Here is a 24,631-nt window from a genome sequence, read left to right as displayed (position 1 = left end):
TCGTTACCCCGGACCCGATCCGGGGTCGCGCCTGCGCGGGGATGATGGAACTGGCTGGGGCAAAGCCACGTCAATCGTCTCGATTGTCATCCTGAACGCGTTTCAGGATCCATCTGTCGGAGCGCGCCGAGCATTCTCGGCAGCGTAACCTGAACCGGAAGTTCGCCGTCGAAGCGTCTCAGAACTGTCGGATTACCGCCAGGAAGGCATCGCCGTAAGCGTCGAGCTTGCGCGAACCGATGCCGCCGATTTCGCCCATTGCGGCGAGCGACGCGGGCTGGACCGTCGCCATCTCGCGCAAGGTGGAATCGTGGAAGATGACGTAGGGCGGCACGCCCGCTTCTGCGGCGAGATCGCGGCGCAGCGCGCGAAGCGCTTCAAACAGCGGATTGCCGACGGGATTGGCGCCGGTGTCGCGGCTGCTTGCGCCGCCACGCCGCTTGCGCTCGCGCTTGGGGGGCAGGACAATCGGCACGCTGGCCTCGCCCTTGAGGATTTCGCGCGCATCGCCGCCCAGTGCGAGGCCACCGTGTTCGGTCGGGATCAGGCTGCCTCGGGCCTGCAGCGCGCGGGCCAGCGGCTTGAGCAGGGGCTTTTCGTCCTCGGTCATGATCCCGAAGACCGAAAGCTGGTCATGCCCGCGCTGGAGCACGCGGTCGTCGGCGATGCCGGCCAGCACCTTTTCGAGGTGACCCAGGCCATAGGACTGCCCGGTGCGATAAACGGCCGAAAGCAGCTTGCGCGCCAGTTCGGTCATGTCGGCGACGCCCGGGGGTTCAAGGCAATTGTCGCAGTTGCCGCAAGTGGGCGCGGGGTCCTCGCCGAAGTGGCGGAGCAGGACGGCGCGGCGGCATTGGGCGGTTTCGACCAGCCCTGCCAGCGAATCGAGCCGCTGGCGCTCGGACTGCTGGCGGCGCTCTTCCACTTCCGACAAGCGGATGCGCGCGCGGGCGAAGTCGTCCGCCCCCCAGAACATCACCGCGACGGAAGGGTCGCCGTCACGCCCGGCGCGTCCGGTTTCCTGGTAGTAGCCCTCGATCGACTTGGGGATGCCGGCATGGGCGACGAAGCGCACGTCGGGCTTGTCGATGCCCATGCCGAAAGCGACCGTGGCGACCATCACCATGTCCTCGCTGGCAACGAAGGCCGCCTGGTTGCGTGCGCGGATCTCTGGCGAAAGACCGGCGTGGTAGGGCAGGACCCGGCGACCGGTGGCGGCCAGGGTCTCGGCCAGCTGCTCGACGCGGGCGCGGGTCGGGGCGTAGATAATGCCGGGGCCGGGGTTCTCTTCCAGCAGCGTCTTGAGCTGGCGCGCGGCATTCTCGCGCGGGCGGATCGCATAGCGGATGTTGGGCCGGTCGAACCCGGCGACGATCAGGCCGTCATCGGCAATGCCGAGCTGGGCGAGGATGTCGGCGCGGGTATGGTGGTCCGCGGTCGCGGTAAGGGCAAGGCGCGGTACTTGCGGAAATGCGTCGAGCAGCGGGCGCAGCAGCCGGTAGTCGGGCCGGAAATCGTGCCCCCATTCGGAAACGCAGTGCGCTTCGTCGATGGCGAAGAGCGAGACGCGCGCCTTGGATAGCAGCTCGCGGAAATGCGGCTGGCTGGCGCGTTCCGGGGCGACGTAGAGCAAGTCCAGCTCGCCCTCGCGGAACCGGTCGATGGTCACTTCGCGGTCGGTATCGGCACTGGTGAGGGTCGCGGCGCGGATGCCGTTGGCCGTGGCGGAACGCAACTGGTCGTGCATCAGGGCGATCAGCGGGCTGACGACCACGCAAGTGCCTTCCAGCATGACCGCCGGAAGCTGGTAGGTCAGCGACTTGCCCGCGCCGGTGGGCATGACCGCCAGCGTCGACTGGCCCGCCAGCACGCGCGAGACGACATGTTCCTGCACGCCGCGAAAGGCGGTGAAGCCGAAAGTGGCGTGAAGGGCATCGAGTGCGTCGGGAAGCAGGTCGGCAACAGGCACGGGGGGCTTATGGCAGACGCGGCCATGGCCTGGGAACCGCCCGGGGGTTAATTTTCCGCCGTTGCGGTGTCCGGCCTGCGAAGATTTCGCGCCCGGACATGCGCAAACCGGTTCGATCCGGGGCATGTGGGATAAATCACAGCAGCGCTGTGCAGACGCGCACAGACCCGCCCGCCGCCTGGCGCCATATTGGGTTCATCGAAAGACAGCCCCGGCAAGCGGGCTGCACATGCGAGGGATCAGGCACATGGAACCGACTGCAGGAAAGATTTTCGGAATGATCGGCGGAGCCGTCCGCCTGGCCACCCAGGCCGCGCAGACCACCCAGGCCGCCCTGGCCCCGGCCTCGGCAGGGATGCCGCGCTGGATCGCCGCGACCGGTCATTTTCCCGTTCCCGGCCGCCGGCCGGTGCAGGCCGGCCGGTAGGCAGGTCTGTCGTGGGGGGCGGGTTCCGGGCGCGGGGGCGGCCCGGAACCCGTTAACGTGCGGGCCCTGTCGGCTTGCGAGCGCGTTGTCGCTCAGTCGAGGTTGGGACGCAGCCAGCGTTCGGCCGTCGCCAGCTCCACCCCGCGCCGTCCGGCGTAGTCCTCAAGTTGGTCCCGGCCGATGCGCGCGACGCCGAAATACTGGCTTTCCGGATGGGCAAAGTAGAAGCCCGAAACCGCGGCGGTCGGCAGCATCGCCTGGCTTTCGGTCAGCACGATTCCGGCATTGTCCTGCGCCTTGAGCAGGTCGAACAGGATCGGCTTGAGCGAGTGGTCCGGGCAGGCCGGGTAACCGGGGGCCGGACGGATACCGCGATATTCCTCGCGGATCAGCGCTTCGTTGGTGAACTGCTCTTCCGGCGCATAGCCCCACAGGGTGGTGCGCACGTGGCTGTGCAGGCGTTCGGCGAAGGCTTCGGCGAAGCGGTCGGCCAGCGCCTTGAGCAGGATGTCCGAATAGTCGTCGTGTGCGGCCTGGAAGCGTGCGAGGTGCGGTTCGATGCCGTGGATGCCGACCGCGAAGCCGCCGAGCCAGTCGTCCTGCGTATCGATGAAGTCCGAAAGGCAGAAGTTGGCGCGGCTGCGCGATTTCTTGAACTGCTGGCGCAGGAAGGGAAGGCGGGTGCCGTCTTCCAGCAGAACGTCGTCACCTTCGCGGTGAGCGGGCCAGAAGGCGCAGACGCCCTTGGCCGTCAGCCACTTCTCGCTGACGATCTTTTCCAGCATCGCCTTGGCGTCGGCGAACAGGTTGCGGGCGCTTTCGCCCACCACTTCGTCCTCGAGGATCGCCGGGTAGGTACCGGCCAGTTCCCAGGCGCGGAAGAAAGGCGTCCAGTCGAACGTCTCGACGAGATCGGCGAGGTCCCATGCCTCGAAAACGTGCAACCCGGGCTGTACCGGGGCGGGGGCCTTGTCGGCGAAGTCGGGCTTGAACGCGTTCTCGCGGGCATCGGCCAGCGCCAGCAGGTCCGACTGGCCCTTGCCCTCGCGTGCCTCGCGCACTTTCTGGTAGTCGATGGCGACCGAGGACTTGAAGCCTTCGGCCTGCGTGTCCGACAGCAGCTGCGAGGCGACGCCGACCGCGCGGCTGGCGTCGAGCACATGGATCACCGGGCCTTCGTAGGCCGGATCGATGCGCAGCGCGGTGTGGACCTTGCTGGTCGTCGCCCCGCCGATCAGCAGCGGGATGTTCATCTGCGCGCGCTGCATTTCCTCGGCCACGGTCACCATCTCGTCGAGCGAGGGGGTGATGAGGCCGGAGAGGCCGATGATGTCGGCATCGTTCTCGTTCGCGCTCTCGAGGATCTTCGACCAGGGAACCATGACGCCCAGGTCGATCACTTCGTAGCCGTTGCACTGCAGGACGACGCCGACGATGTTCTTGCCGATGTCATGGACGTCGCCCTTGACGGTGGCCATGATGATGCGGCCCTTGGCCTTGGCGCCTTCTTCCTTCTCCGCCTCGATGAAGGGGATGAGATGGGCGACGGCCTTTTTCATGACGCGCGCGGACTTGACGACCTGCGGCAGGAACATCTTGCCCGAGCCGAACAGGTCGCCGACGACGTTCATGCCGTCCATCAGCGGGCCCTCGATCACCTCGATCGGCCGACCGCCACGGTCTGCCGCGGCCTGGCGCGCTTCCTCGGTATCCTCGACGACATAGGCATCGATGCCCTTCACCAGCGCGTGCTCCAGCCGCTTGGTCACTTCCCACCCGCGCCATTCCTCGGCGGCCTTTTCGGCGGCCTTGTCCTGGCCCTTGAAGCTCTCGGCGAGTTCGATGAGGCGCTCGGTCGCATCCTCGCGGCGCATCAGGATCACGTCTTCGCAGGCGTCGCGCAGCACCGGGTCGATCTGGTCGTAGACGTCGAGCTGTCCGGCATTGACGATTGCCATGTCGAGCCCGGCCGGGATCGCATAGTAGAGGAACACCGAGTGCATTGCCCGGCGCACCGTCTCGTTGCCGCGGAAGCTGAACGACAGGTTCGACAGGCCGCCCGAGAAATGGACGTGCGGGCAGGCCTCGCGGATTTCCTTCACCGCCTCGATGAAGTCGAGCGCGTAGCGGTCGTGATCCTCGATGCCGGTGGCGACGGCGAAGACGTTGGGGTCGAAGATGATGTCCTCGGGCGGGAAGCCGATGCCGGTGAGCAGCTTGTAGGCGCGCTTGCAGATCTCGACCTTGCGCTGCCTGGTGTCGGCCTGGCCGGTTTCGTCGAAGGCCATGACGACTACGGCGGCGCCGTAGGTCATGCACTTGCGCGCCTGTTCGAGGAACGGTGCCTCGCCTTCCTTCATGCTGATCGAGTTGACGATCGGCTTGCCGGACACGCACTTGAGGCCGGCCTCGATCACCTCCCATTTCGAGCTGTCGATCATCACCGGAACGCGCGCGATGTCGGGCTCGGCGGCGATCAGCTTGAGGTAGGTGGTCATCGCCTCGACGGCGTCGAGCAGGCCTTCGTCCATGTTGACGTCGATCACCTGCGCGCCGTTCTCGACCTGCTGGCGGGCCACTTCGACGGCGGCGGGATAGTCGCCGGCCATGATCAGCTTCTTGAACTTGGCCGATCCGGTGACGTTGGTGCGCTCGCCGACATTGACGAAACGGGCAGATGAAGGTGTCGCGGTCATTGCTTTTCTCGTTGAATCACTGTGCCGGAACGGGCGTCAGCACGCGCGCCAGTACGAAGTCGTCATAAGTCTTGCCGCCGACATCGAAGCGGCGGGTCCCGATCGTCTCGAAGCCGTGCTTGGCATAGAACGAAAGGGCGCGGTGGTTGTCTTCCTTCACGCCGAGCAGGAGGCGCGTATGGCCCGGGGTCGCGGCGACGACCGCCTGCATCAGGGCGCTGGCAAGCACCGTGCCCTGGTAGCGCGAGAGCATGTAGATGCGCTTGAGTTCGAGGTCGCCCTCCTGCGCCAGTTCCAGTTCCGGTGCGCAGACCATGGCGTAGCCAACGGGGGCGTGGCCCGGTTCGACTTCCGCCAGCCAGGCCTTGGCGCCCTTGGCCAGGTAGGCGCGGTAGGTCTCGGCGCTGTGCTGGTGGACGCAGTGGGAAACGATGCCGCTACCGTCGACGATACCCGCAAAACTCTCGAGAAACGTCGCCGAACCGATGAGCGAGAGGGCCTCCGCATCGTCGGGGGCCGCCTGCCGGATGCGCCAGATGGGTATGTCGTCCATGGCCAGGGTTCCTGCCTCTTCAAGCTGCCATGATGAAGGGTTCGAGGCCGGCCAACCGCGTTACCGGTTCCAGTGAGGGAACCTTGCGCGGGGCAACGCCCTTCACCTGCCGCGCGATTGCCGCGATATGGGCCGGGGTGGAGCCGCAGCAGCCGCCCAGCACGTTGACCTGGCCCGCGACGGCCCACTCGCCGACAAAGCCCGCGGTCGTGTCGGGCATTTCGTCGTAGGCGCCCAGTTCGTTGGGCAGGCCCGCGTTGGGATAGATCATGATCAGCGTATCGGCGATTTCCGACAGCGTCTTGACGTGCGGGCGCAGCTGGGTGGCGCCGAACGAGCAGTTGAGCCCGATCGTGATCGGCCGGGCATGGCGTACCGCGTGCCAGAACGCCTCGACCGTGTGGCCGGAAAGGTTGCGGCCCGAAAGGTCGGTCAGCGTCATCGACAGCATGATCGGCACTTCGCGGCCCAGCTCGGCCTCGAGCTGCTTGACCGCCATGATGCCGGCCTTGGCGTTGAGCGTGTCGAACACCGTCTCGATGAGGATGAAGTCCGCTCCGCCCTCGACGAGCGCCGCGGCCTGTTCCTTGTAGACGTCGACCAGCGTGTCCCAGTCGATTTCGCGGTACCCCGGGTCGTTGACGTCGGGGCTGAGCGACAGGGTCTTGTTGGTCGGGCCGATGGCGCCGGCCACGAAGCGAGGGCGCGAAATACCGCTTGCGGCGTCCCTGGTCTGGAACTCGTCGGCGACCTTGCGGGCGAGACGGGCCGATTCGACGTTGATCTCGCGCACGAGGTGCTCGGCGCCGTAGTCGGCCTGGCTGATGCGGTTGGCCGAGAAGGTGTTGGTCTCGGCAATGTCCGCGCCTGCCTCGAAGTAGGCGCGGTGGATCGCCTCGGGCACCTCGGGCTTGGACAGCGCAAGGATGTCGTTGTTGCCCTTCTGCTCGTGGCTGAGGCCCAGGTTACCGGCGTAGTCCGCTTCGGCGAGCTTCCAGTTCTGGATTTCCGTGCCGAAGGCGCCATCGGTAATGAGGATGCGCTTGGCAGCCTCGGCCAGGAAAGTTTCGCGAGGCGACATCAGCCGATCTCCTTGGGGCGCAGGCCGAGAAGCTGGCAGATCGCGTAAGCCTGCTCGGCGCGGTTGAGAGTATAGAAGTGGAAGTCGCGTACGCCACCGTCATAAAGGCGCTTGCACAAGTCGGCGGCGGCGACCGCGGCGACGAGGGCGCGCGGGCCGGGGCGATCGTCGAGACCTTCGAACATGGCCTCGAGCCAGGCGGGGATCTCGGTATTGCCCGACATGCGGCGGATCGCGGCGAAGCTGGTTACCGGCATGATGCCGGGCAGGATCGGCGCAGTGATCCCGGCGGACAGCGCCTTGTCGAGAAAGCGGAAATAGGCGTCCGTCGAGAAGAAGAACTGGGTGATCGCGCGCGAGGCGCCTGCATCCAGCTTGCGCTTGAGGTTGTCGAGGTCCGTCTCGGCGCTCGTCGCTTCGGGGTGGATTTCGGGATAGGCGGCGACCGAGATGTCGAAGTCGTGGCGCGCCTTGATCCCGGCGACCAGATCGGCGGCATTGGCGTAGCCTTCCGGGTGGGGCACGAAGATGCTGCCGTCGGCCGGCGGCGGGTCGCCGCGCAGGGCGACGATATGGCGCACGCCCGCTTCCCAGTAGCGGTCGACGATCTCGTCGATCTGGGCCTTGCTCGCCGCAACGCAGGTAAGATGGGCGGCGGGCACGAGGTCGGTCTCGCGGATGATCCGCGAGACCGTGGCATGGGTCCGTTCGCGGGTCGAGCCGCCCGCGCCGTAAGTGACCGAGACGAAGCTCGGGTGGAGCGGGGCAAGCTGGGTGATCGCTTCCCAGAGCTGCATCTCCATCTTCTCCGTCTTGGGCGGGAAGAATTCGAAGGAGACGGAGATATCGCCCGGCTGCACCCCGAACAGGGGAGCGTCAGCCGGTCGGATTGCGGCGGTCATGGGCGCGCGGCCTTTCCTTTAGCATTATCCTGGTTCGCGGGCGCCGTGCCTGAGCTGCGGCGTCCCGTCCAGATTTTCACGGTGAGAGGGTCCCCCGGCAGAGCCGCGGGCGATTCGGGCGCGAAGCCCGCGTCGGTGAGAAGTCCGAGCATCTGCTCGTCCGAAAAGCCGAGTCGGGCGTGGGCGTGACGCTCGCGCAGTTCCTCGCGTTCATGCGCGGCGAGATCGACGACGGCGATGCGCCCGCCCGGGCGGGTGACGCGTGCGGCTTCGGCCAGTACGGTCGCGGGTTCCTGAGCAAAGTGCAGGACCTGGTGGAACAGCACGGTATCGAATGCCGCTTCGGCGAAAGGCAGCGCGGTAAAGTCGCCCTGCACCAGATCGAGCTTGTCCGATGGCAAAGATTGCAAGCGGGCGCGCGCAATTCGCAACATCTCCGGGCTTTTGTCGAGCGCGGTGACGTGGCTGGCGCGGTCGGCGAGAAGCTCGGCCATGCGTCCGGTGCCGGTGCCGATGTCGAGCAGCTTGCCTGCCTTCTCGCCGTCGAGCTTGCCGAGCAGCGCGGCCTCTACCGGCTCGTCGGCGCCATGGAGCTGGCGCAGCGTATCCCACTCCTGTGCATGGCGGGCAAAGTAGGCTTCGGCGCTTGCCTCTCGCGCGGCGCGAATCGCGGCAAGGTGGCGGCGATCCTCGGCGCAGCGCGCGGAGAAGGTCATGTCGTCGCGCTCAGCGATGGCAAGTAGGCGGGCCGCGGCGGCCCCCAGCGGCGGGGCCCCGTTCTCGCTCACGGCGCTGCGCAGGAAGACCCAGCTGCCTTCCTTGCGGCGTTCGGCAAGGCCGGCATCGCACAGGATTCGGATATGGCGAGAGACCCTCGGCTGGCTCTGCCCAAGCACCTGGGCAAGCTCGCCGACGGCAAGCTCCATGTGCGCCAGAAGACGCATGATGCGCAGGCGCGTCGGCTCCGAAAGAGCCCGCAGGAGAGGGTCGATCCGCATGGAAAAGCATATAAAGATATCTTTATATGTGCGCAACCCCTAGGATTTCAGCGGGTTTTGCCCCCTCTACTTCCTATTTGCGTTGCACCATAACCTCGTCTAAAGAATGGCGCTGCAGGCTTGCCTGCAAGCGTTGGCGCCTGCGCCAAACAATGCAAGGGGATTCGCATGAAGAAGATTGCTTACGCCGTGTTCGCGTCGGCTACCGCTCTGGCTCTCGCAGCTTGCGGTTCGGAAGCTCCGACCGACGAAGGTACCGAGTCGGTTGAAACCGTTCCCGGTGAAATGATGACCGGCGACGCGACGGACGCTCCCACCGAGGAAGCTACCGAAGCGATGTAATCCGGCCGGGGGTTCGGCGCCAGCCATCCGGCACGCCGACCCCCAGTTGCCTTCCGCCTGCATCCTGCGGGACCAACGGAAGATCCCGTCTTCGGACGGGGAAAAGCCCTCCCATCCGGGAGGGTTTTTTATTTGCGTTCTACTTGCATGACACCTGAGGCGCGGGCATCACTTCGCCTATGCCCGATACGCTGAAGATCACCCTCGCGCAGCTCAACCAGTCGGTGGGGGACATCCCGGGCAATGCAGAGGGCGTATTGGCGGTGCGCAAGCAGGCCGCAGGGTCCGACCTGATCGTATTTCCCGAACTGCACCTCGTCGGCTATCCGCCCGAGGATCTCATTCTCAAGCCTTCGCTGATCGAACGGGCCGCTGCCGAGCTGCAGACGCTTGCCAGGGCGAGCGCCTCGGACGGGCCCGCGATGCTGGTCGGTACGGCTATCGTCCTCGATGGTGCGCTGCACAACGCGGTTGCCCTGCTCGACCAGGGCAAGGTCGCTGCCGTCCGCCTCAAGCATGAGCTGCCCAACTACGGCACTTTCGACGAGATGCGGTTGTTCCAGCCCGGACCGCTTCCTGAACCGATGATCCTGCGCGGCACGATGATCGGCGTCCCGATCTGCGAGGATATCTGGCAGCCCGAAGTCTGCCGCCATCTTGCCGATTTCGGCGCCGAGATCTTCATTTGCGTCAACGGCAGCCCTTACGAGATCAACAAGGACGCGCTGCGTATCGAAGGCGTGGCCAAGCGCCGCGCGGTCGATACCGGCCTGCCGCTCGCCTATCTCAATCGCGTCGGCGGGCAGGACGAGCTGGTCTTCGACGGGGCGAGCTTCGTCATCAATGGCGACGGCGGCCTCGCCGTCCAGCTGCGCGACTGGGAAGAGCAGGTCGTCCAGACCAACTGGACCAAAACGGCGCAGGGCTGGCGCTGCGATCGCGGACAACTGGAAACGCTCGCCGAGCATCCCGAGGATATCTACTGCGCCATGGTCCTGGCGCTGCGAGACTATGTGAACCGCAACGGCTTTCCGGGCGTTGTGCTGGGTCTGTCGGGTGGAATCGATTCGGCGACATGCGCCGCCATTGCCGTCGACGCGCTCGGGGCGGAGCGGGTCTGGGGGGTGATGATGCCGTCGCGCTTCACCAGCCAGGAAAGCCTCGACGATGCCGCAGCTTGCGCAAGGGCGCTGGGCATTCGCTATTCGGTCATGCCGATCGGCTCCGCGGTGGACGGTTTCGATGCCATGCTCGGCGAGGTTTTCGACGGCACGAATCGCGGACTGGCGGAAGAAAACCTGCAGTCGCGGGTGCGCGGCACCGCGCTCATGGCCCTGTCCAACAAGTTCGGGCCGATGCTGATGACCACCGGCAACAAGAGCGAGATGAGCGTCGGCTACGCCACGATCTACGGCGACATGGCGGGCGGCTACAATCCGCTCAAGGACGCCTACAAGATGACTGTCTTCGCGATCTCGCGCTGGCGCAACCGGCACGTTCCACGGATTGGCCTTGGGCCAGAAGGCCCGCTGATTCCCGAACGCATGTTCACCAAGCCGCCGACGGCCGAGCTGCGGGCGAACCAGCGCGATTCGGACAGCCTGCCGCCTTACGACATGCTCGACCCGATCCTCCTCGGCCTGGTCGAGCACGACAAGAGCGTGGAGCAGGTGGTTGCCGAAGGTTTCGATCGCGCGACGGTCGAGCATGTCGAACGGCTGCTGCACCTTGCCGAATACAAGCGACGCCAGGCACCTCCGGGCGTGAAGCTGACCGCGCGCAATTTCGGCCGCGACCGTCGCTATCCGATCACCCACGCCTTCCGCAGCGGCGGTGAAGTCAGCGACGTGCCGCTGGGCACAGCGGGCAGCTCGTCGACCTGAGAATCGTCTCGGCGCTTCTGTTTCCCGGCCCCTGGGCGTAAACTTCCCGTTCCGGCCACCGGGCGAGGCAGGAAGGGAACGGCGATGGACTTGATGACGGCGATGCAGATCGACGGTCCGCATCAGGTGCCGCGGCGCGTGGAGAGGCCGGTGCCGCAGCCCGGGCCGGGCGAAGTGCTGGTGAAGATCGCCGCCTGTGGTGTCTGCCGCACCGACCTGCATGTTCTCGATGGCGAAGTCGCGGCGCACTATCCGGTCATTCCGGGGCACGAGATCGTCGGGCACGTGATCGCGCTGGGAGAGGGCGTGTCGGGCTTTGCCGTCGGTGAGAGGGTTGGCATCCCCTGGCTCGGTCATAGCTGCGGGGATTGCCGCTATTGCCGGGATGGGCAGGAGAACCTGTGCGACCGGCCGCAATTCACGGGCGCCACGCGCGACGGCGGCTATGCCACCCACGTGACAGCCGATGCCCATTTCTGCTTCGCGCTGCCCGAGCGCTTTTCCGACGTGGAGGCCGCCCCGCTCCTGTGTGCGGGCTTGATCGGCTGGCGGGCCCTGCGCCTTGCCGGGCAGGCCCCGGTGATCGGGCTCTACGGTTTCGGTGCGGCGGCGCATATCCTTGCCCAGATCGCGGTGTGGCAGGGACGGCGTGTTCACGCCTTCACGCGCGATGGCGACCTCCAAGGCCAGGCCTTCGCCCGCTCGCTCGGCTGCGTGTGGGCCGGTGGATCGAGCGAAGCGCCCCCGGAAGAACTCGACGCCGCCCTGATCTTCGCGCCGGTGGGCGAACTGGTGCCGCTTGCGCTCAAGGCCGTGCGCAAGGGCGGGCGGGTCGTGTGCGCGGGCATCCACATGAGCGACATCCCTTCGTTCCCTTACGCTGACCTGTGGGGCGAACGGCACATCCTCTCGGTCGCCAACCTGACCCGGGAGGATGGCACGAGCTTCTTCGAAGCCGCGCAGCGCGCCGACCTGCGCATCGCCACACAGACCTTCCCGCTCGACCAGGCGGCAGGGGCGCTGGCGGCGCTGCGTGCGGGCACAGTCCAGGGGGCGGCCGTTCTCCTGCCGAGTGGCGGGTGATCCAAGGCAAGAGCGAACTGTCCCTTTGACGCCGCGCACCGCGCGCCGTAATCGCAGCGGCCATGACGGTCACCACGCGCTTCGCTCCTTCGCCCACCGGGCACCTGCATGTCGGCAATATCCGTACGGCGCTGCATAACTGGCTGCTGGCCGAGCAGGCGGGAGGACGCTTCGTGCTGCGCATCGACGATACCGATGCCGCACGCAGCCGCGAGGAGTACGTCGAGGCGATTCGCGCCGACCTCGCCTGGCTCGGGATCCACCCGGAGGGCGAGGAGCGCCAGTCTGCCCGCTTCGCGCTTTATGAGCGCGAGTTCGAGCGGCTCAAAGCCGCAGGGCGGGTCTATCCCTGCTGGGAAAGTCCGCAGGAACTGGAACTCAAGCGCAAGGTCCTCCTCGGCCGGGGGCTGCCGCCGATCTATGACCGGGCGGCGCTGAATCTCGGTGAAGAGGAGAAGGCGGCGAAGATCGCGGCGGGCGAAATGCCGCACTGGCGTTTCCTGCTCGACCGCGAAAGCGCGATCGCGTGGGAGGACGGCATTCGCGGTCCCCAGCACTTCGATCCGGCGCAGATGTCGGACCCGGTGATCCGCCGCGCCGACGGTTCATGGCTCTATATGTTGCCTTCGGCCATCGACGACGTGGACATGGGCGTGACCGACATCCTGCGCGGTGAGGATCACGTGTCGAACACCGCCGCCCAAGTCCAGATGTTCGAAGCACTGGGCGCCGCGCCGCCGCGTTTCGCGCACGAGGCGCTGCTGGTCGGTACCGAGGGCAAGCTGTCCAAGCGGCTTGGCTCGCTGGGCGTCGCGCATTTCCGCGAGGCGGGTATCGAGCCGCAGGCCGTCGTTGCCCTGCTGGGGCGTCTCGGGACCTCGGACCCGGTCGATCCCGCGCTGGACGGGCCGGCGCTCGCGGAAAGTTTCGACCTGTCCCGTTTCGGCCGAGCGCCTGCGCGCTTCGACGAGGCGGAACTGGAACGCATCAACGCCGCCATCGTCCATGTCATGCCTTACGAGGCCGCCGCGGGTCGCTTGCCGGAGGGCATGGACGCCGCGGCCTGGGAAACGGTGCGGCCCAACCTCTCGCACGTTCATGAGGCGGCGGACTGGTGGCAGGTCGTGACCGGCCCGGTCGAGGCGCCTGCATTCGACGACGAGGCGAAGGCCTACCTTGCGCTGGCGGCGCAGACGCTGACGGCGATGGACTGGCAGGCCGATGCCTGGAAGGCGCTGACCGGCGCGCTCAAGGCTGCAACCGGGCGCAAGGGCAAGGCGCTGTTCCTGCCGCTGCGCCAGGCGCTGACCGGGCGCGAGCATGGGCCGGACATGGCCGCCCTGCTGCCCCTGATCGGGCGGGATGCGGCGCTTGAACGTCTACTGACCGCCTCGCAGGGCTGAGCGCCCCGCGAGGAAATCGGTCTGTAAGGCGGCGGCGTCAGGCCCTCATTCCATGCACCAGCCGTGGCTGGCGATCAGCGACTGGCCGGTGAGCGCATTGGTTTCGAAGGCAGCGAAGAACAGCGCCACTTCGGCGATGTCCTCGACCGTGGTGAACTCTGTGTCGACGGTCTGGCCGAGCATGACCTTGCTGACGACTTCCTCTTCGGAAATGCCCAGTTCCTTGGCCTGTTCGGGGATCTGCTTGTCGACCAGCGGGGTCTTCACGAAGCCCGGGCAGATCACGTTGGTGCGCACGCCCTTCTTGCCGCCTTCCTTGGCGATCACCCGCGAAAGGCCGAGCAGGCCATGCTTGGCGGTGACGTAGGCGGACTTGAGCGGGCTCGCTTCCTTGGAATGGACCGAGCCCATGAAGATGATCGAGCCGGACTTTTGCCGATACATGTGCGGGATCACCGCCTTGGAAGTCAGGAATGCGCCGTCTAGGTGAATGGCGAGCATCTTCTTCCAGTCGGCGAAGGCGAATTCCTCGATCGGGTTGACGATCTGGATTCCCGCGTTGGACACGAGGACGTCAACCGTGCCCCAGGCATCGACGACCTTGGCGACGCCATCGTTGACCTGTTCCTCGCTGGTTACGTCCATGGCCACGGCCATCGCCTCGACGGAGAACTTCTCGCGGATGTCCGAAGCTGCCTTCTCTGCCGCATCGATGTTCAGATCGGCGATCGTCACCTTGCCTCCCTCGGCGGCGTAGCGGTGCGCGATGGCATTGCCGATCCCGCTCGCCGCGCCGGTGACGATGCAGACCTTGTCCTTCAGCTTCATGTACCTGCTCCTGCTCTCTTTCGGATGCTCAGCGGCAATCGCTGGCGAGGTCGAACGTAATGATCTCATCGGGCCGCAGGCGGCGGCCCGTCCAGTCCGGATGATCGAGCGAGTGGATCGCGTCCGCCTTGCCCGCGTCCCAGTGCTCGTTAACCGTCATGCGCGAGAACTCGTAGTCCTTCGAATTGGATTCGTATGGTTTTCCGCGATTGATCAGGTGCATCACCGCAACCGGCCCGGCCGGACGGCAGGAAAGCAGCGCGGCAAGATCGGGATCGTCCCTGAATTCCTCGGGCAGCCGGTCGGCGAGGCGATGCGCCGCTGCGCGCAAGGCATGGAGGCGGCGGGACATGTCGGTGTTGAGGCGGGTGCGGCTGGAGTAGCGGATGTCCTTCTCGCGCTGGGCGACATCGGCCATCGTGCGCGGCTCTTCCCCGCGAGAGCTGAACAGGTCCACCTGGAACACCGTCATCTCGCACTGGCTGCGGTTGTCGAGCACGTATTGCAGCGGGGTATTGGAAACGAGGCCGCCGTCCCAGTACCATTCGCCGTCGATCTGGACCGGCGGGAAACCGGGGGGAAGCGCGCCGCTGGCCATGATGTGTTCCGGGCCGATCGTGCGTTCGCGATTGTCGAAATAGGCGAAGTTGCCATTGAGCACGTTCACTGCACCGACGCTGAAATGGGTCTCGCAGCGGTTGATCCGCTCGAAATCGACTAGTTCGAGCAAGGTCGCACGCAAGGGCGCGGTGTCGTAGTAGCTGAGCGAATCGAGTTCCGCCGGCCATTCCGGGTTGAGCGGCGGGAACAGGCGCGGATTGTAGAAGCCGGGAATGCCGACGGTCGCGGCAAGGAAGGCCGATGCTTCGTTGAAGGCACGGCGGGCGAAGCCGATGCGCTCGTCCAGATGGAATTGCAATTCCGAGGAGACCAGGTCCCAGAAACGACGCAGTTGCGGCAAGCGGTCTTCGGGCGCATTTCCGGCGATGATCGCGGCATTGATCGCGCCGATCGAGATTCCCGCGATCCAGTCCGGCGCCGCGCCGTGTTCGGCCAGAGCTTCGAACACGCCGGCCTGGTAGGCGCCGAGTGCGCCGCCTCCCTGCAGGACGAGTACGGTTTGCGTGTCGCCATCAGGCGCGTGGCTATGGGCATTCATGGCAGGGTCCTGCTCATGGGAATGTTGCACTGCAGCAGGTGGGGGCGCATCGGGCGCCTTGCAACCCCCGCCTGCAAAGAATCGGCGATGCCGCGATCGTGGCCCCTGTTCGCGCGTCTTCGTCTTGCCGCCGTCATGTTCAGGCGAGATAAGCCGCTTCCATGAAACGCTTACTTTCCCTTGCCCTGCTTGGTCTGCTGGCGGCCTGCACTACCCCCCAGGCGATAGACCAGACGGCCGCGCCCGTTGATGTGGGGATCATCGCCATCAACGATTTCCACGGGGCGCTTGAGCCGCCGAAGGCTTCTGTCGGGGCGCCGGACGGGAAGGGCGGCACGGTCGCGGTGCCGGCAGGCGGGGCGGCGTGGCTCGCCTCGGCCGTCGATTCGCTCAAGGCTGAGCATCCCAACAACGTGGTGGTGGCCGCCGGCGACCTGACCAGTGCTTCGCAGCTTGCCTCCTCGCTGCATCTCGATGAGCCTGCGGTCGGCGTGATGAACCGCATCGGGCTCGAGTTCAACGCGGTCGGCAACCACGAATTCGACCGCGGCTGGAAGGAACTGCAGCGCCTGCAGGATGGCGGCTGCGAGAAATACACGCGGCTCCAGCCTTGCCAGCTCGAGCAATTCAAGGGCGCAGGCTACCGGTATCTCGCGGCCAGCACATACAAGCCCGACGGTTCGACGCTGTTTCCTGCCACGGGGATGAAGACCTTCGGTTCGGGCGCCAGCAAGGTGACAGTCGGTTTCATCGGCCTCTCGCTGCGCGAAGTGCCCACGCTGGTCGCGCCAGAGCAGATCCGGGGACTGATCTTCGGGGACGAGGCCGAGGCGATCAACCGAGAGGTGCCTCGCCTCAAGGCAGCGGGGGCCGATGCCATCGTCGTGCTGATCCATCAGGGCGGCAAGACGACCGGCGAATCCGATCCCAATGGCTGCGAGGGGCTGAACGGCGGCATCCTGCCGATCCTTGCCAGGATCGATCCGCGCGTCGACGTCGTCGTCTCGGGCCACACCCACTGGGCCTATGTGTGCAATTACGGAGAAATCGATCCGTCGCGGCCGATCCTGCTGACGAGCGCGAATGTCTACGGCAAGGCGGTGACCGACATCACGCTTACCATCGACCCTGCAAGGCATCGCGTTCTCGCCAAGAAGGCGCACAACGTCATCGTCCAGTCGCAGGCCTATTCCAGCGGGCGCGGGGCCGTTGCCAATACGGCGCTCTATCCCGCGTTCCGGCCGCGCGCCGACGTCAGCGCCTATGTCGCGCGCTATGTCGAGGATGCACAGGCGCAAGTCTCGCGGCCCGTGGGGCGCTTGTCAGGGCCGGCCTCGAAGGCGGCGAACGAGGGCATGACCGGCGGTTCGCTGGGCAACCTGATCGCCGATGCACAGCTTGCCGCCAGCCGTGAGGCCGGGGCGCAGATCGCCTTCACCAACCCCTTCGGCATCCGCGCGCCGATCGATCCGGGAGCGGGCGGAGAAGTGACCTTCGGGCAGATCTATGCGGTCCAGCCCTTCAACAATACCCTGGTGACGATGACGCTGACCGGCGCGCAAGTGCGCGATGCGATCGAGGACGGGCTGAGCCGGGCGAAAGTCCAGCAGGTACTTGCTCCTTCCGCAAACGTGCGCTTTACCTACGACTTGGGGCGTCCTGCGGGTGAGCGCCTGCTGACCTTGACGATCGGCGGCAAGCCCGTCGATGCGCAGGCCGACTACCGCGTGACCGTGAATAACTTCCTGGCCGAGGGCGGCGACGGCTTCGTCACTTTCACCAGTGGCAGGGATGTCCGCAAGGGCATGGTCGATACCGATGCCTTCCAGCAGTGGATCGGAGCGGTTCCGGTGCGGCAGGTGCCGCAGGAGCAGCGGGCCATCGAACGCAGGAACTGACCGACATCAGTCTCGGCGCGGTCAGAACCCTGCGCCGAGCGGCCATTCCGGCGCACCGATGCCCATGACCTTGAACAGCGAGCCCATCTGGTCCTCGGCAACCAGGCGGTGCATCGCCGACTGTATCGCCTCTGCATGCTGCGGGGCGACCCTGGCCAGGCTCTGCGCCCGCGCCTCGATCCCCAGCGCGCGCAGCCAGTGGCCCTGCGTGACAGTACCTAGGTGCCGCACGCCGCGCGCCTGCACGGCATTGGCCATGGCTGCAAAGTCCACATGCGCCGTGAGGTCGGCCTCGCCCGGCATCGCGAAGGGATCGACCATCTTGTGTTCACGGAGTGCCTGCAAGGTCGAGCCGGTGCGCGGCTCGTCGTATCCGTAGTCGATCAGCAGGGCCGCGCCGCCTTGCGCCAGCAGCCTGCCCGAAATCTCGTAAGTGACCGAGGCCGCGCCCGGGCAGGTCTCGATCAGGGTGCCGTCCTCGGCCTCGCGCCGCGCCTCTGGAATCGCGGCGTCCATCGGCTTGTCCCCCGCGACCGGGATGAAACGTTCGTCGGCGTCGAGGCCGACCATGCGCTCGCGCCAGCCCTGCGCGGTCTTGACCAGCTGGCGGATCGGCAGTGCATCGAGGAATTCGTTGCCCACGATCAGCAGCGGGCCGCGCGCAGGCAGGGTGGACATGTCGTGATGCCACTGCGCCTGCGGCACTGCGGCAAGCTGGATGTCCTTGAGCGCTGCCGAACTCTCGACGAAGTGGACCTTGGGTTCGAGGCCGTACTTCTTCATGGCCCTGAGCGCATCGCGCGCCAGCGTGCCGCGGCCGGGTCCGAGTTCGACGTAGTGGACCTTGTCGCAGCGTCCGGCGCGTATCCACATGTCGGCCAGCCACAGGCCGATGAGCTCGCCGAACATCTGGCTGATTTCGGGCGCAGTGATGAAGTCGCCCGCGCTGCCCAGCGGATCCTTGCCCGAGTAGTAACGCGCATTCGATTCGCCCATGTAGTGCATGAGCGTGATCGGGCCGTAATTGGCGATCAGCCGCCGGAAGATCGCATCCAGCGGGTCGCGGCTGTCCTCGATGCCGGTCATCAGGCGGTGGCGGGCCTGCCGCTGGCAAGCGCCGGCTTGGCGATGGCGCGGGCGATCATGAACAGGCCCAGCAGGATCAGCGGGATCGTCAGCCACTGACCCATCGAAAGCCCGGTTTCACGGGCGAAGTCCTCAAGCTGGGCATCAGGTTCGCGGAAGAACTCGACGAAGAAACGGGCGCAGCCGATGCCGACGGTAAATACGCCCACCAGCAGGCCGGGACGGAAGCGTGCGCGCGTCTTCCAGTATAGGGTGAGCATGATGACGATCATCAGCAGGCCCTCCAGTCCGGCTTCGTAAAGCTGGCTGGGGTGGCGCGGGAGCTGGTCCGGCGCATCGGGAAAGACCATCGCCCAGGGCAGGTTCGGATTGGTGACCACGCGGCCCCAGAGTTCGCCGTTCACGAAATTGGCGAGGCGTCCGAACATCATGCCGAAGGGCACACAGACCGAAAGGTAGTCCGCCACGCGCACGAAGTTCAGTCCGCCGCGCCAAGAAACCCAGAGCATTGCCAGCAGCACGCCGATAAGGCCGCCATGAAAGCTCATTCCGCCGTGCCACAGCGAAAGCAGCTCTGTCGGGTGGGTCCAGAGGCTGGGAATGCCGGTGTTGCCGCCGGTGTAGAACGTGGCATAGCCGAGCCTGCCGCCCAGGATGATGCCGAGCGTGCAGTAGAAGAACAGGTCGTCGGCATGGCGTTGTGCCAGGGGCGCGCCCGGTGACCTGATCATGCGTGAGAGGTGCCAGTAGCCCAGCACGATGCCGGCCAGATAGGCGAGCGAGTACCAGCGCAGCTCGAAGCTGCCGATCCGGAAGAGATAGTTCTTCAGGCCCAGGTCGACCCAGTGAATCGGTTCGTGTGCCTGTGCGGCAGCAGCGGCAAGGGTCAGCAGGGACAAGCGTTCGACCTCGTGTTTTTGCGTTACCGTGTCCGCCGGGACCGGCGGCTGCTTGGCGGCCTTCTGGCATAGTGGGAGGGGCGAAGATAGCCGGGTTTTGCCGGTTCATCGCGAAAATGGCGTTCGGGCGGCGCGTTCGCGATCTTCACCGAGAGCGGGTTTCCCTTGAGGCCCGCGCCGTCTAGAAGTCATGGGATATGAGCGTCATCCGCATTCCCTCCCCGCGTTCCGTCATCGACCGCCGCGCCCTGGTCCTGTCCATCGACAAGCTGGTTGACGAGTCCGGCCACACCAAGGCGCGCCGCGCCATTGTCGATGTGCTGCGCGGCGCGCTGGATGCGGGGCGCGCAGAAATTGCCGAACGTCTGACCAGCAAGCCTTCCGCCGGGCACGACGTGGCCGAGGCGCAGGCCTTCCTGGTCGACCAGCTCATGCGGGTGATTCACGATCACGTGGTCGAAAATGTCTATCCGGTCAGCAACCGATCGCGCGGGGAGCGCCTGACGATCATGGCCGTGGGTGGCTATGGCCGCGGCGAAATGGCGCCGCATTCGGACGTCGACATCGCCTTCCTTACCCCGATCAAGCAGACGCCGTGGTGCGAACAGGTGATCGAGGCGATGCTCTATTTCCTCTGGGACCTGGGCCTCAAGATCGGGCACTCGAGTCGCTCGCTCGACGAGATGGTGAAGATGAGCCGCTCGGACCTGACGATCCGCACAGCCATGCTGGAAGGGCGCTACGTCTGGGGCGACCAGGAACTCTACGAGGAAGCGCGCCAGCGCTTCTGGAGCGATGTGGTTTCCGGCACCGAACGCCAGTTCGTGGTCGAGAAGCTGGCCGAGCGCGAAGAACGGCACAAGCGCATGGGCGATAGCCGTTACGTGGTCGAGCCCAACGTCAAGGAAGGCAAGGGCTCGCTGCGCGACCTGCACACGCTTTACTGGATCGGCAAGTACATCCACAAGGTGCGCGACCCGTCCGAACTGGTGCAGGTCGGCTTGCTTACGTCCAAGGAATACAAGGCGTTCCGCCGCGCCGAGAACTTCTTCTGGGCGGTGCGCTGCCATCTGCACACGATCACCAAGCGGGCCGAGGATCGCCTGACCTTCGACATGCAGCGCGAGGTTGCGGCGCGCATGAACTATGCCGACCGGCCCGGCAAGAGCGCGGTCGAGCGCTTCATGCACTTCTTCTTCCTGCAGGCGAAAGTCGTCGGTAACCTGACCGGGGTGTTCCTCGCCCAGCTCGACGAGCAGTTCGCGCGCAAGCAGCCGCGCGGCCTGCTGGCCGGGTTTCGCGCCAAGCCCCGCACGCTCAAGGGCTACAAGGTCTTCGGCGGGCGCATCAAGGCGCCGAGCGACGACTGGTTCGAAAGCGATCCGGTGCGCATGCTCGAGATCTTCGTGCTGGCCGACAAGGAAGGCCTGGAAATCCATCCCGAGACGATGCGCCTGATCTCCCGCGATGCCGTATTGATCAAGGGAGACGTGCGCCGCGACAAGCGAGCCAACGAGCTGTTCATGGAACTGCTCACCAGTCGCAACAATCCCGAAATCTCCTTGCGCGCCTTCAACGAGGCGGGTGTGTTCGGCCGCTTCGTGACCGAGTTCGGACGCGTCAATGCGCAGATGCAGTTCGACATGTACCACCACTACACGGTGGACGAGCACACGATCCGGGCGATCGGCCTGCTCTCGCGGATCGAGAAGGGCGAGCTGAAGAACGATCACCCGCTGGCGCACGACATCGTCCACAAGGTCCGTTCACGCCGCGCGCTCTATGCCTCGGTCTTGCTGCATGACATCGCCAAGGGTCGGGGCGGGGACCATTCGGTGCTGGGCGCAGAGATCGCGCTCAAGCTGTGCCCGCGCTTCGGACTCGACGAGGACGAGACCGAGCTGGTGAGCTGGCTGGTGCGCCAGCACCTGCTGCTTTCCGCCACTGCCTTCAAGCGCGACCTCTCGGACGCCAAGACGATCACCGATTTCGTGCAGGTCGTGCAGTCGCTCGACCGCCTGCGCCAGCTGACGATGCTGACCATCGTCGATATCCGCGCCGTCGGCCCCGGAACCTGGAACAGCTGGAAACGCCAGCTTATCGGCGAACTCTATGCCGCCACCGAGGAGCGCCTGCGTCTCGGCCACGCCGAATTCGGCCGCGAGAAGCGCATTGCCGCAAAGAAGGCCGCGGTCGAGGCGCTGGAACCGGCCAATGCCGCGCTTATCGAGAAAGTCGGCGCCAAGTTCGTCGATTCCTACTGGATCGCCGAGAGCGAGGACGTCATCGCCAAGAACCTAGCCCAGCTCGAGGCGGCCGAGGCGCTGGGGCATGCGCTCTCGATCCATACCGAATACTACCAGGCGCATGGCGCGACGCTCGTCACCGTCATCGCCTCGGACCATCCGGGGCTGTTCTATCGCATCGCGGGCGGCATTCACCTCGCCGGCGGCAACATCATCGACGCACGAATCCACACCACGCGCACCGGGCGCGCGGTCGACAATTTTCTCGTACAGGACCCGCTGGGCCGGCCGTTCATGGAGGAGAGCCAGCTCGAAAGGCTGCGCACCTCGATCGAGAATGCGCTGGCCAACCGGATCAAGATCCTGCCGCAACTGGTCGCCAAGCCCGATGCCCGGCCGCGCGCCGATGCCTTCGAGGTGCGCCCGCGGGTGATCTTCGACAACAAGGCCTCGAACCGCTTCACCGTCGTCGAGGTCAATGCGAGGGATCGTCCGGCCCTGCTCAACCGGCTGGCCCACGCCCTCTTCGAATCGAAGCTGATGGTCTATTCGGCCCATGTCGCCACATATGGCGAGCGCGCGGCCGACACGTTCTACGTGACCGATCTGCTGGGCGAGAAGCTGACCGCGACCAGCCGGCTCAAGGCGCTGGAACGCCGCCTGCTCGACGCAGCCAGCGAGCGAACGGTAGAGGAAGTCGCCGCCTAGCGGGCCTTGCAGCCCGCGCGGCGTCGAGCCACTAGTGCGCCTGTCCCTCGAGCGCGTGCATCTGCGCGTCGGACAGGCCGAAGTGGTGGCCGACCTCGTGGATCACCACGTGGGTCACCAGCGCCTCGAGGCTGACTCCGGTTTCGCACCATTCGGCCAGTAGCGGCTGTCGGTAGAGGGTGATGCGCGAGGGCAGTTCGCCTGCACTCCACACCGTTTCCTCGTCCATCGGGCGCCCCTGGTACAGGCCCGTGAGTTCCCAGGCGTCGTCCATGCCGAGCGCCTCGAGGGTTTCCTCGTCGGCGAATTCCTCGACCTGGACGGTGATACCGTCCAGGTGCCGGGAAAACGGTTCGGGAATGCGCGCGAAGGCAGAGCGGGCCAGGGCATCGAAGTCCGCGGCCGAAGGCGCAGCGCCGATCGACCCGTTCATCGCCCCGCCCCGCCGAATGGGAGTGCAGTCATGATGGCTGTATTAGCCCATATACTGCGCCTCGTCACGAAGCTGCGTTCAATTACCCTGTATGATCCGCGCGATCGCATCGGCGGTGGCAGGGTGATAGGTCGGCTTCGCTTCAGCAAAGTCGTCACGCGCGATCTTCGCGCCCCATTCGCCTTGCTTCATCAACCCGCGATAGAGCGGCGCGATCAGCAGCCCGCGCCCGATCGACGCGACGTAGCGGCGCAGTGTCGGCAGCGCCGGCTCATAGCGGTTGGCAATGGCGAGTTCGAGCCATGCGGACTGCACATAGGCGTTGGTGGAGGCGGACAGGCCAAGCGTCTCGTCCAGCTCCTTAAGGCGCGCGGGGGACTGTTCGCGTGGAATGCCGTTGAGGAAACGCAGCCATTCCTGCGTGCTCCAGCCCTGCGGCTGCACTGCGCTTGCCGGTCCGCCAGCCGTGTAGGCCGCCAGCTTTTCGTCGATCTTCGCCAGCGTCGCGCTTTTGACGTGAACCGCATTGTCGGGCAGCCCCGCCGCATAGGCCCAGCGGTCGAGCTGCAGCTTGAGTTCGAGTGCGCAATCGTCCTTGAGCAGATGTTCGCGCAAGTCGGCCAGGAACCCGGCGGTCGTCTGCGGCTGGAATGCGTGACGATCGAAATAGGAGGTGAGGTAGGCGTCCCAACGCTCACGGCCCACGGTATATTCGATCATGCGCAGGAAATTCGAGCCCTTGAAGTAGTCGAGCTGGCCCGCCGTCGCGCCCGGATCGCCGTGCAGGCGGGTGGTCGCCGCGGTCTCGCCCCCGGCCGCCTTGATGTCGCGCAGCAAGCCGTCCCAATCGAGATCGGCGTACATCGCGGCGCGCTCCTTCCCGTAGAGCGATTCCATGATACGGTTCTCGAAATAGGTCGTGAAGCCCTCGTTGAGCCACGAGTCCGACCATGTCGCATTGGTGACGAGATTGCCGGACCACGAATGCGCCAGCTCATGTGCCACGACGTCGGTGTTCGACCGGTCGCCGGTGATGATGGTCGGCGTCAGGAACGTGAGCATCGGGTTTTCCATCCCGCCGAAGGGGAAGGCAGGCGGCAGCACCAGCATGTCGTATCGACCCCAGCGATAGGGACCGTAAAGCGCGGAGGCCGCGTCGATCATCTTCTCGACGTCGCCGAATTCCTTCGCCGCCTTGTCGAGCATCGGCGCTTCGGCCCAGACGCCCGAACGCGGGCCGAGCGACTTGAACCGGATGTCGCCCACCGCGAAGGCGATGAGGTAGGGCGGAACCGGCTTGTCCATGCGGAAGCGGAAGCGGCGGCGCCCGTCAGGCAGTCGCTCGCCCTTGTCGCCCGAAAGCTTCTCCGCGCTCATCACCGCGACCAGATCGCCCGGGACGGTCAGCGAGGCTTCCCAGGTCTGGCGGATGCCCGGGCTGTCCTGCGTCGGGATCCAGCTGCGGTTGTTGATCGGCTGACCCTGGCTGAACAGGTAGGGCTTTTTCTTGCCCGCGGTCATTTCCGGCGGAAGCCATTGCAGCGCGCTGGCACCCTGCCTGGTGCGGTAGGCAATGCGGATCTGTCTGGCTCCGGCGAGATCGACGGTCATGGCGGAGCCGAGGTCCGGATCGTCGGCGCCTACCTTCCAATTCAACGCCTTGCCCGAGGCATCGGTTACGGACGCGATATCGAGGTCGTCGACATCCAGCACGATTTGCGTCGCGCCCGGCGCGGCCAGGACGTCAAGCACCGCCGTGCCGCCCAGTGTCCTGGTGGCGAAGTCGACGTCGAGGTCGAGCGCGACATGGGTGACGCGCGCCACTTCCGGCTGTGCATGGGTCCAGACGTCCCTGGCCTCGGGCGTCGTCAGGATGGGAGCGGGGCTAGCCGTCTCGGACGCAAGGACGGGGCTGAACGGTGCAGTGCTGGCCAGGAGGACCGCGGCAAGAAGAATACGCATCGGCGCAACTTATGGTCGCATGCGTCCCGGCGCAACACCGGAAAGGCAGACCGCCTTGCGGCGGACTGTTCCCAA

At 65.9% G+C, this 24,631-nt stretch carries 19 protein-coding genes; 7 read left to right on the top strand and 12 right to left on the bottom strand.

Annotation, left to right across the window (positions count from 1 at the left end):
* Positions 1-178: 178 nt before the first annotated feature.
* Entirely contained in the window at positions 179-1,969 is a 1,791-nt protein-coding gene (recQ, locus tag J3474_RS03470) for a DNA helicase RecQ (RefSeq protein WP_207093107.1), read from the bottom strand.
* A 247-nt stretch (positions 1,970-2,216) separates the two neighbouring features.
* Here recQ and J3474_RS03465 point away from each other — a divergent pair, with 247 nt between their 5' ends.
* A complete protein-coding gene (locus J3474_RS03465) occupies positions 2,217-2,396 on the top strand; it encodes a hypothetical protein (RefSeq protein WP_041559133.1) in 180 nt (59 codons plus the stop codon).
* Between the two features lie 92 nt (positions 2,397-2,488).
* Here J3474_RS03465 and metH read toward each other — a convergent pair whose 3' ends face one another.
* The 5 genes from metH to J3474_RS03440 are packed head-to-tail and all read right to left on the bottom strand — an operon-like array spanning position 2,489 to position 8,626.
* Entirely contained in the window at positions 2,489-5,092 is a 2,604-nt protein-coding gene (metH, locus tag J3474_RS03460; protein ID WP_207093106.1) for a methionine synthase, read from the bottom strand.
* 16 nt (positions 5,093-5,108) lie between these two features.
* Positions 5,109-5,645, bottom strand: a complete 537-nt coding sequence (locus J3474_RS03455) for a GNAT family N-acetyltransferase (protein ID WP_013834379.1) — start codon at positions 5,643-5,645, stop codon at positions 5,109-5,111.
* A gap of 19 nt (positions 5,646-5,664) precedes the next feature.
* A complete protein-coding gene (locus J3474_RS03450; protein WP_207093105.1) occupies positions 5,665-6,726 on the bottom strand; it encodes a homocysteine S-methyltransferase family protein in 1,062 nt (353 codons plus the stop codon).
* Complete coding sequence (gene metF / locus J3474_RS03445) at positions 6,726-7,628, bottom strand: methylenetetrahydrofolate reductase [NAD(P)H] (RefSeq protein WP_207093104.1); 903 nt, start codon at positions 7,626-7,628, stop codon at positions 6,726-6,728. The genes J3474_RS03450 and metF overlap by 1 nt, the downstream gene beginning before the upstream one ends.
* On the bottom strand, positions 7,625-8,626 hold the full coding sequence (locus J3474_RS03440; RefSeq protein WP_207093103.1) for a metalloregulator ArsR/SmtB family transcription factor: 1,002 nt from the start codon (positions 8,624-8,626) through the stop codon (positions 7,625-7,627). Before J3474_RS03440 ends, metF begins: the two co-directional genes overlap by 4 nt.
* A 168-nt stretch (positions 8,627-8,794) precedes the next feature.
* On the opposite strand from J3474_RS03440, the gene J3474_RS03435 reads away from it, so the two are divergent.
* The 4 genes from J3474_RS03435 (at position 8,795) to gltX (ending at position 13,337) form a co-directional block, all read left to right on the top strand.
* Positions 8,795-8,968 carry a hypothetical protein gene (locus J3474_RS03435; protein ID WP_007012924.1) on the top strand — a complete coding sequence of 58 codons (174 nt, stop codon included), beginning with the start codon at positions 8,795-8,797 and terminating at the stop codon, positions 8,966-8,968.
* Between the two features lie 179 nt (positions 8,969-9,147).
* On the top strand, positions 9,148-10,851 hold the full coding sequence (locus J3474_RS03430; protein ID WP_207093102.1) for an NAD+ synthase: 1,704 nt from the start codon (positions 9,148-9,150) through the stop codon (positions 10,849-10,851).
* 84 nt (positions 10,852-10,935) lie between these two features.
* A complete protein-coding gene (locus tag J3474_RS03425) occupies positions 10,936-11,934 on the top strand; it encodes a zinc-dependent alcohol dehydrogenase family protein (RefSeq protein WP_207093101.1) in 999 nt (332 codons plus the stop codon).
* 62 nt (positions 11,935-11,996) lie between these two features.
* A complete protein-coding gene (gltX, locus tag J3474_RS03420) occupies positions 11,997-13,337 on the top strand; it encodes a glutamate--tRNA ligase (protein ID WP_207093100.1) in 1,341 nt (446 codons plus the stop codon).
* Positions 13,338-13,382: 45 nt separating this feature from the next.
* Here the strand turns inward: gltX and J3474_RS03415 are convergent, their stop codons facing one another.
* Positions 13,383-14,165, bottom strand: coding sequence for a 3-hydroxybutyrate dehydrogenase (locus J3474_RS03415; RefSeq protein WP_207093099.1), 783 nt, complete (start codon positions 14,163-14,165; stop codon positions 13,383-13,385).
* 28 nt (positions 14,166-14,193) lie between these two features.
* Positions 14,194-15,324 carry a patatin-like phospholipase family protein gene (locus J3474_RS03410; protein WP_207093098.1) on the bottom strand — a complete coding sequence of 377 codons (1,131 nt, stop codon included), beginning with the start codon at positions 15,322-15,324 and terminating at the stop codon, positions 14,194-14,196.
* Positions 15,325-15,485: 161 nt separating this feature from the next.
* Between J3474_RS03410 and J3474_RS03405 the strand changes: the two genes are divergently transcribed.
* On the top strand, positions 15,486-17,222 hold the full coding sequence (locus tag J3474_RS03405; protein ID WP_207093097.1) for a bifunctional UDP-sugar hydrolase/5'-nucleotidase: 1,737 nt from the start codon (positions 15,486-15,488) through the stop codon (positions 17,220-17,222).
* 21 nt (positions 17,223-17,243) lie between these two features.
* Here J3474_RS03405 and J3474_RS03400 read toward each other — a convergent pair whose 3' ends face one another.
* Complete coding sequence (locus tag J3474_RS03400) at positions 17,244-18,308, bottom strand: class I SAM-dependent methyltransferase (RefSeq protein ID WP_207093096.1); 1,065 nt, start codon at positions 18,306-18,308, stop codon at positions 17,244-17,246.
* Positions 18,308-19,207 (bottom strand): prolipoprotein diacylglyceryl transferase, encoded by a 900-nt coding sequence (lgt, locus tag J3474_RS03395; RefSeq protein WP_207093095.1) that lies wholly within the window; start codon positions 19,205-19,207, stop codon positions 18,308-18,310. Before lgt ends, J3474_RS03400 begins: the two co-directional genes overlap by 1 nt.
* Positions 19,208-19,404: 197 nt before the next feature.
* On the opposite strand from lgt, the gene J3474_RS03390 reads away from it, so the two are divergent.
* Positions 19,405-22,161, top strand: coding sequence for a [protein-PII] uridylyltransferase (locus J3474_RS03390; protein WP_207093094.1), 2,757 nt, complete (start codon positions 19,405-19,407; stop codon positions 22,159-22,161).
* 31 nt (positions 22,162-22,192) lie between these two features.
* Here the strand turns inward: J3474_RS03390 and J3474_RS03385 are convergent, their stop codons facing one another.
* On the bottom strand, positions 22,193-22,594 hold the full coding sequence (locus J3474_RS03385) for a metallopeptidase family protein (RefSeq protein ID WP_007012934.1): 402 nt from the start codon (positions 22,592-22,594) through the stop codon (positions 22,193-22,195).
* A gap of 78 nt (positions 22,595-22,672) precedes the next feature.
* Positions 22,673-24,556, bottom strand: coding sequence for a M1 family metallopeptidase (locus J3474_RS03380; RefSeq protein ID WP_207093093.1), 1,884 nt, complete (start codon positions 24,554-24,556; stop codon positions 22,673-22,675).
* Positions 24,557-24,631: the final 75 nt, after the last annotated feature.

Source organism: Novosphingobium sp. PY1, assembly GCF_017312445.1.
In the GTDB taxonomy this organism is placed as follows: domain Bacteria; phylum Pseudomonadota; class Alphaproteobacteria; order Sphingomonadales; family Sphingomonadaceae; genus Novosphingobium.
This window is presented reverse-complemented; position numbering and strand designations above follow the sequence as displayed.

What these genes read in the sequence shown, in the direction of transcription:
- J3474_RS03465 (WP_041559133.1), top strand. Translation starts at nt 2,217, where the DNA reads ATGGAACCGACTGCAGGAAAGATTTTCGGAATGATCGGCGGAGCCGTC.
- metH (WP_207093106.1), bottom strand. Translation starts at nt 5,092, where the DNA reads ATGACCGCGACACCTTCATCTGCCCGTTTCGTCAATGTCGGCGAGCGC.
- J3474_RS03455 (WP_013834379.1), bottom strand. Translation starts at nt 5,645, where the DNA reads ATGGACGACATACCCATCTGGCGCATCCGGCAGGCGGCCCCCGACGAT.
- J3474_RS03450 (WP_207093105.1), bottom strand. Translation starts at nt 6,726, where the DNA reads ATGTCGCCTCGCGAAACTTTCCTGGCCGAGGCTGCCAAGCGCATCCTC.
- metF (WP_207093104.1), bottom strand. Translation starts at nt 7,628, where the DNA reads ATGACCGCCGCAATCCGACCGGCTGACGCTCCCCTGTTCGGGGTGCAG.
- J3474_RS03440 (WP_207093103.1), bottom strand. Translation starts at nt 8,626, where the DNA reads ATGCGGATCGACCCTCTCCTGCGGGCTCTTTCGGAGCCGACGCGCCTG.
- J3474_RS03435 (WP_007012924.1), top strand. Translation starts at nt 8,795, where the DNA reads ATGAAGAAGATTGCTTACGCCGTGTTCGCGTCGGCTACCGCTCTGGCT.
- J3474_RS03430 (WP_207093102.1), top strand. Translation starts at nt 9,148, where the DNA reads ATGCCCGATACGCTGAAGATCACCCTCGCGCAGCTCAACCAGTCGGTG.
- J3474_RS03425 (WP_207093101.1), top strand. Translation starts at nt 10,936, where the DNA reads ATGGACTTGATGACGGCGATGCAGATCGACGGTCCGCATCAGGTGCCG.
- gltX (WP_207093100.1), top strand. Translation starts at nt 11,997, where the DNA reads ATGACGGTCACCACGCGCTTCGCTCCTTCGCCCACCGGGCACCTGCAT.
- J3474_RS03415 (WP_207093099.1), bottom strand. Translation starts at nt 14,165, where the DNA reads ATGAAGCTGAAGGACAAGGTCTGCATCGTCACCGGCGCGGCGAGCGGG.
- J3474_RS03410 (WP_207093098.1), bottom strand. Translation starts at nt 15,324, where the DNA reads ATGAATGCCCATAGCCACGCGCCTGATGGCGACACGCAAACCGTACTC.
- J3474_RS03405 (WP_207093097.1), top strand. Translation starts at nt 15,486, where the DNA reads ATGAAACGCTTACTTTCCCTTGCCCTGCTTGGTCTGCTGGCGGCCTGC.
- J3474_RS03400 (WP_207093096.1), bottom strand. Translation starts at nt 18,308, where the DNA reads ATGACCGGCATCGAGGACAGCCGCGACCCGCTGGATGCGATCTTCCGG.
- J3474_RS03390 (WP_207093094.1), top strand. Translation starts at nt 19,405, where the DNA reads ATGAGCGTCATCCGCATTCCCTCCCCGCGTTCCGTCATCGACCGCCGC.
- J3474_RS03385 (WP_007012934.1), bottom strand. Translation starts at nt 22,594, where the DNA reads ATGAACGGGTCGATCGGCGCTGCGCCTTCGGCCGCGGACTTCGATGCC.
- J3474_RS03380 (WP_207093093.1), bottom strand. Translation starts at nt 24,556, where the DNA reads ATGCGTATTCTTCTTGCCGCGGTCCTCCTGGCCAGCACTGCACCGTTC.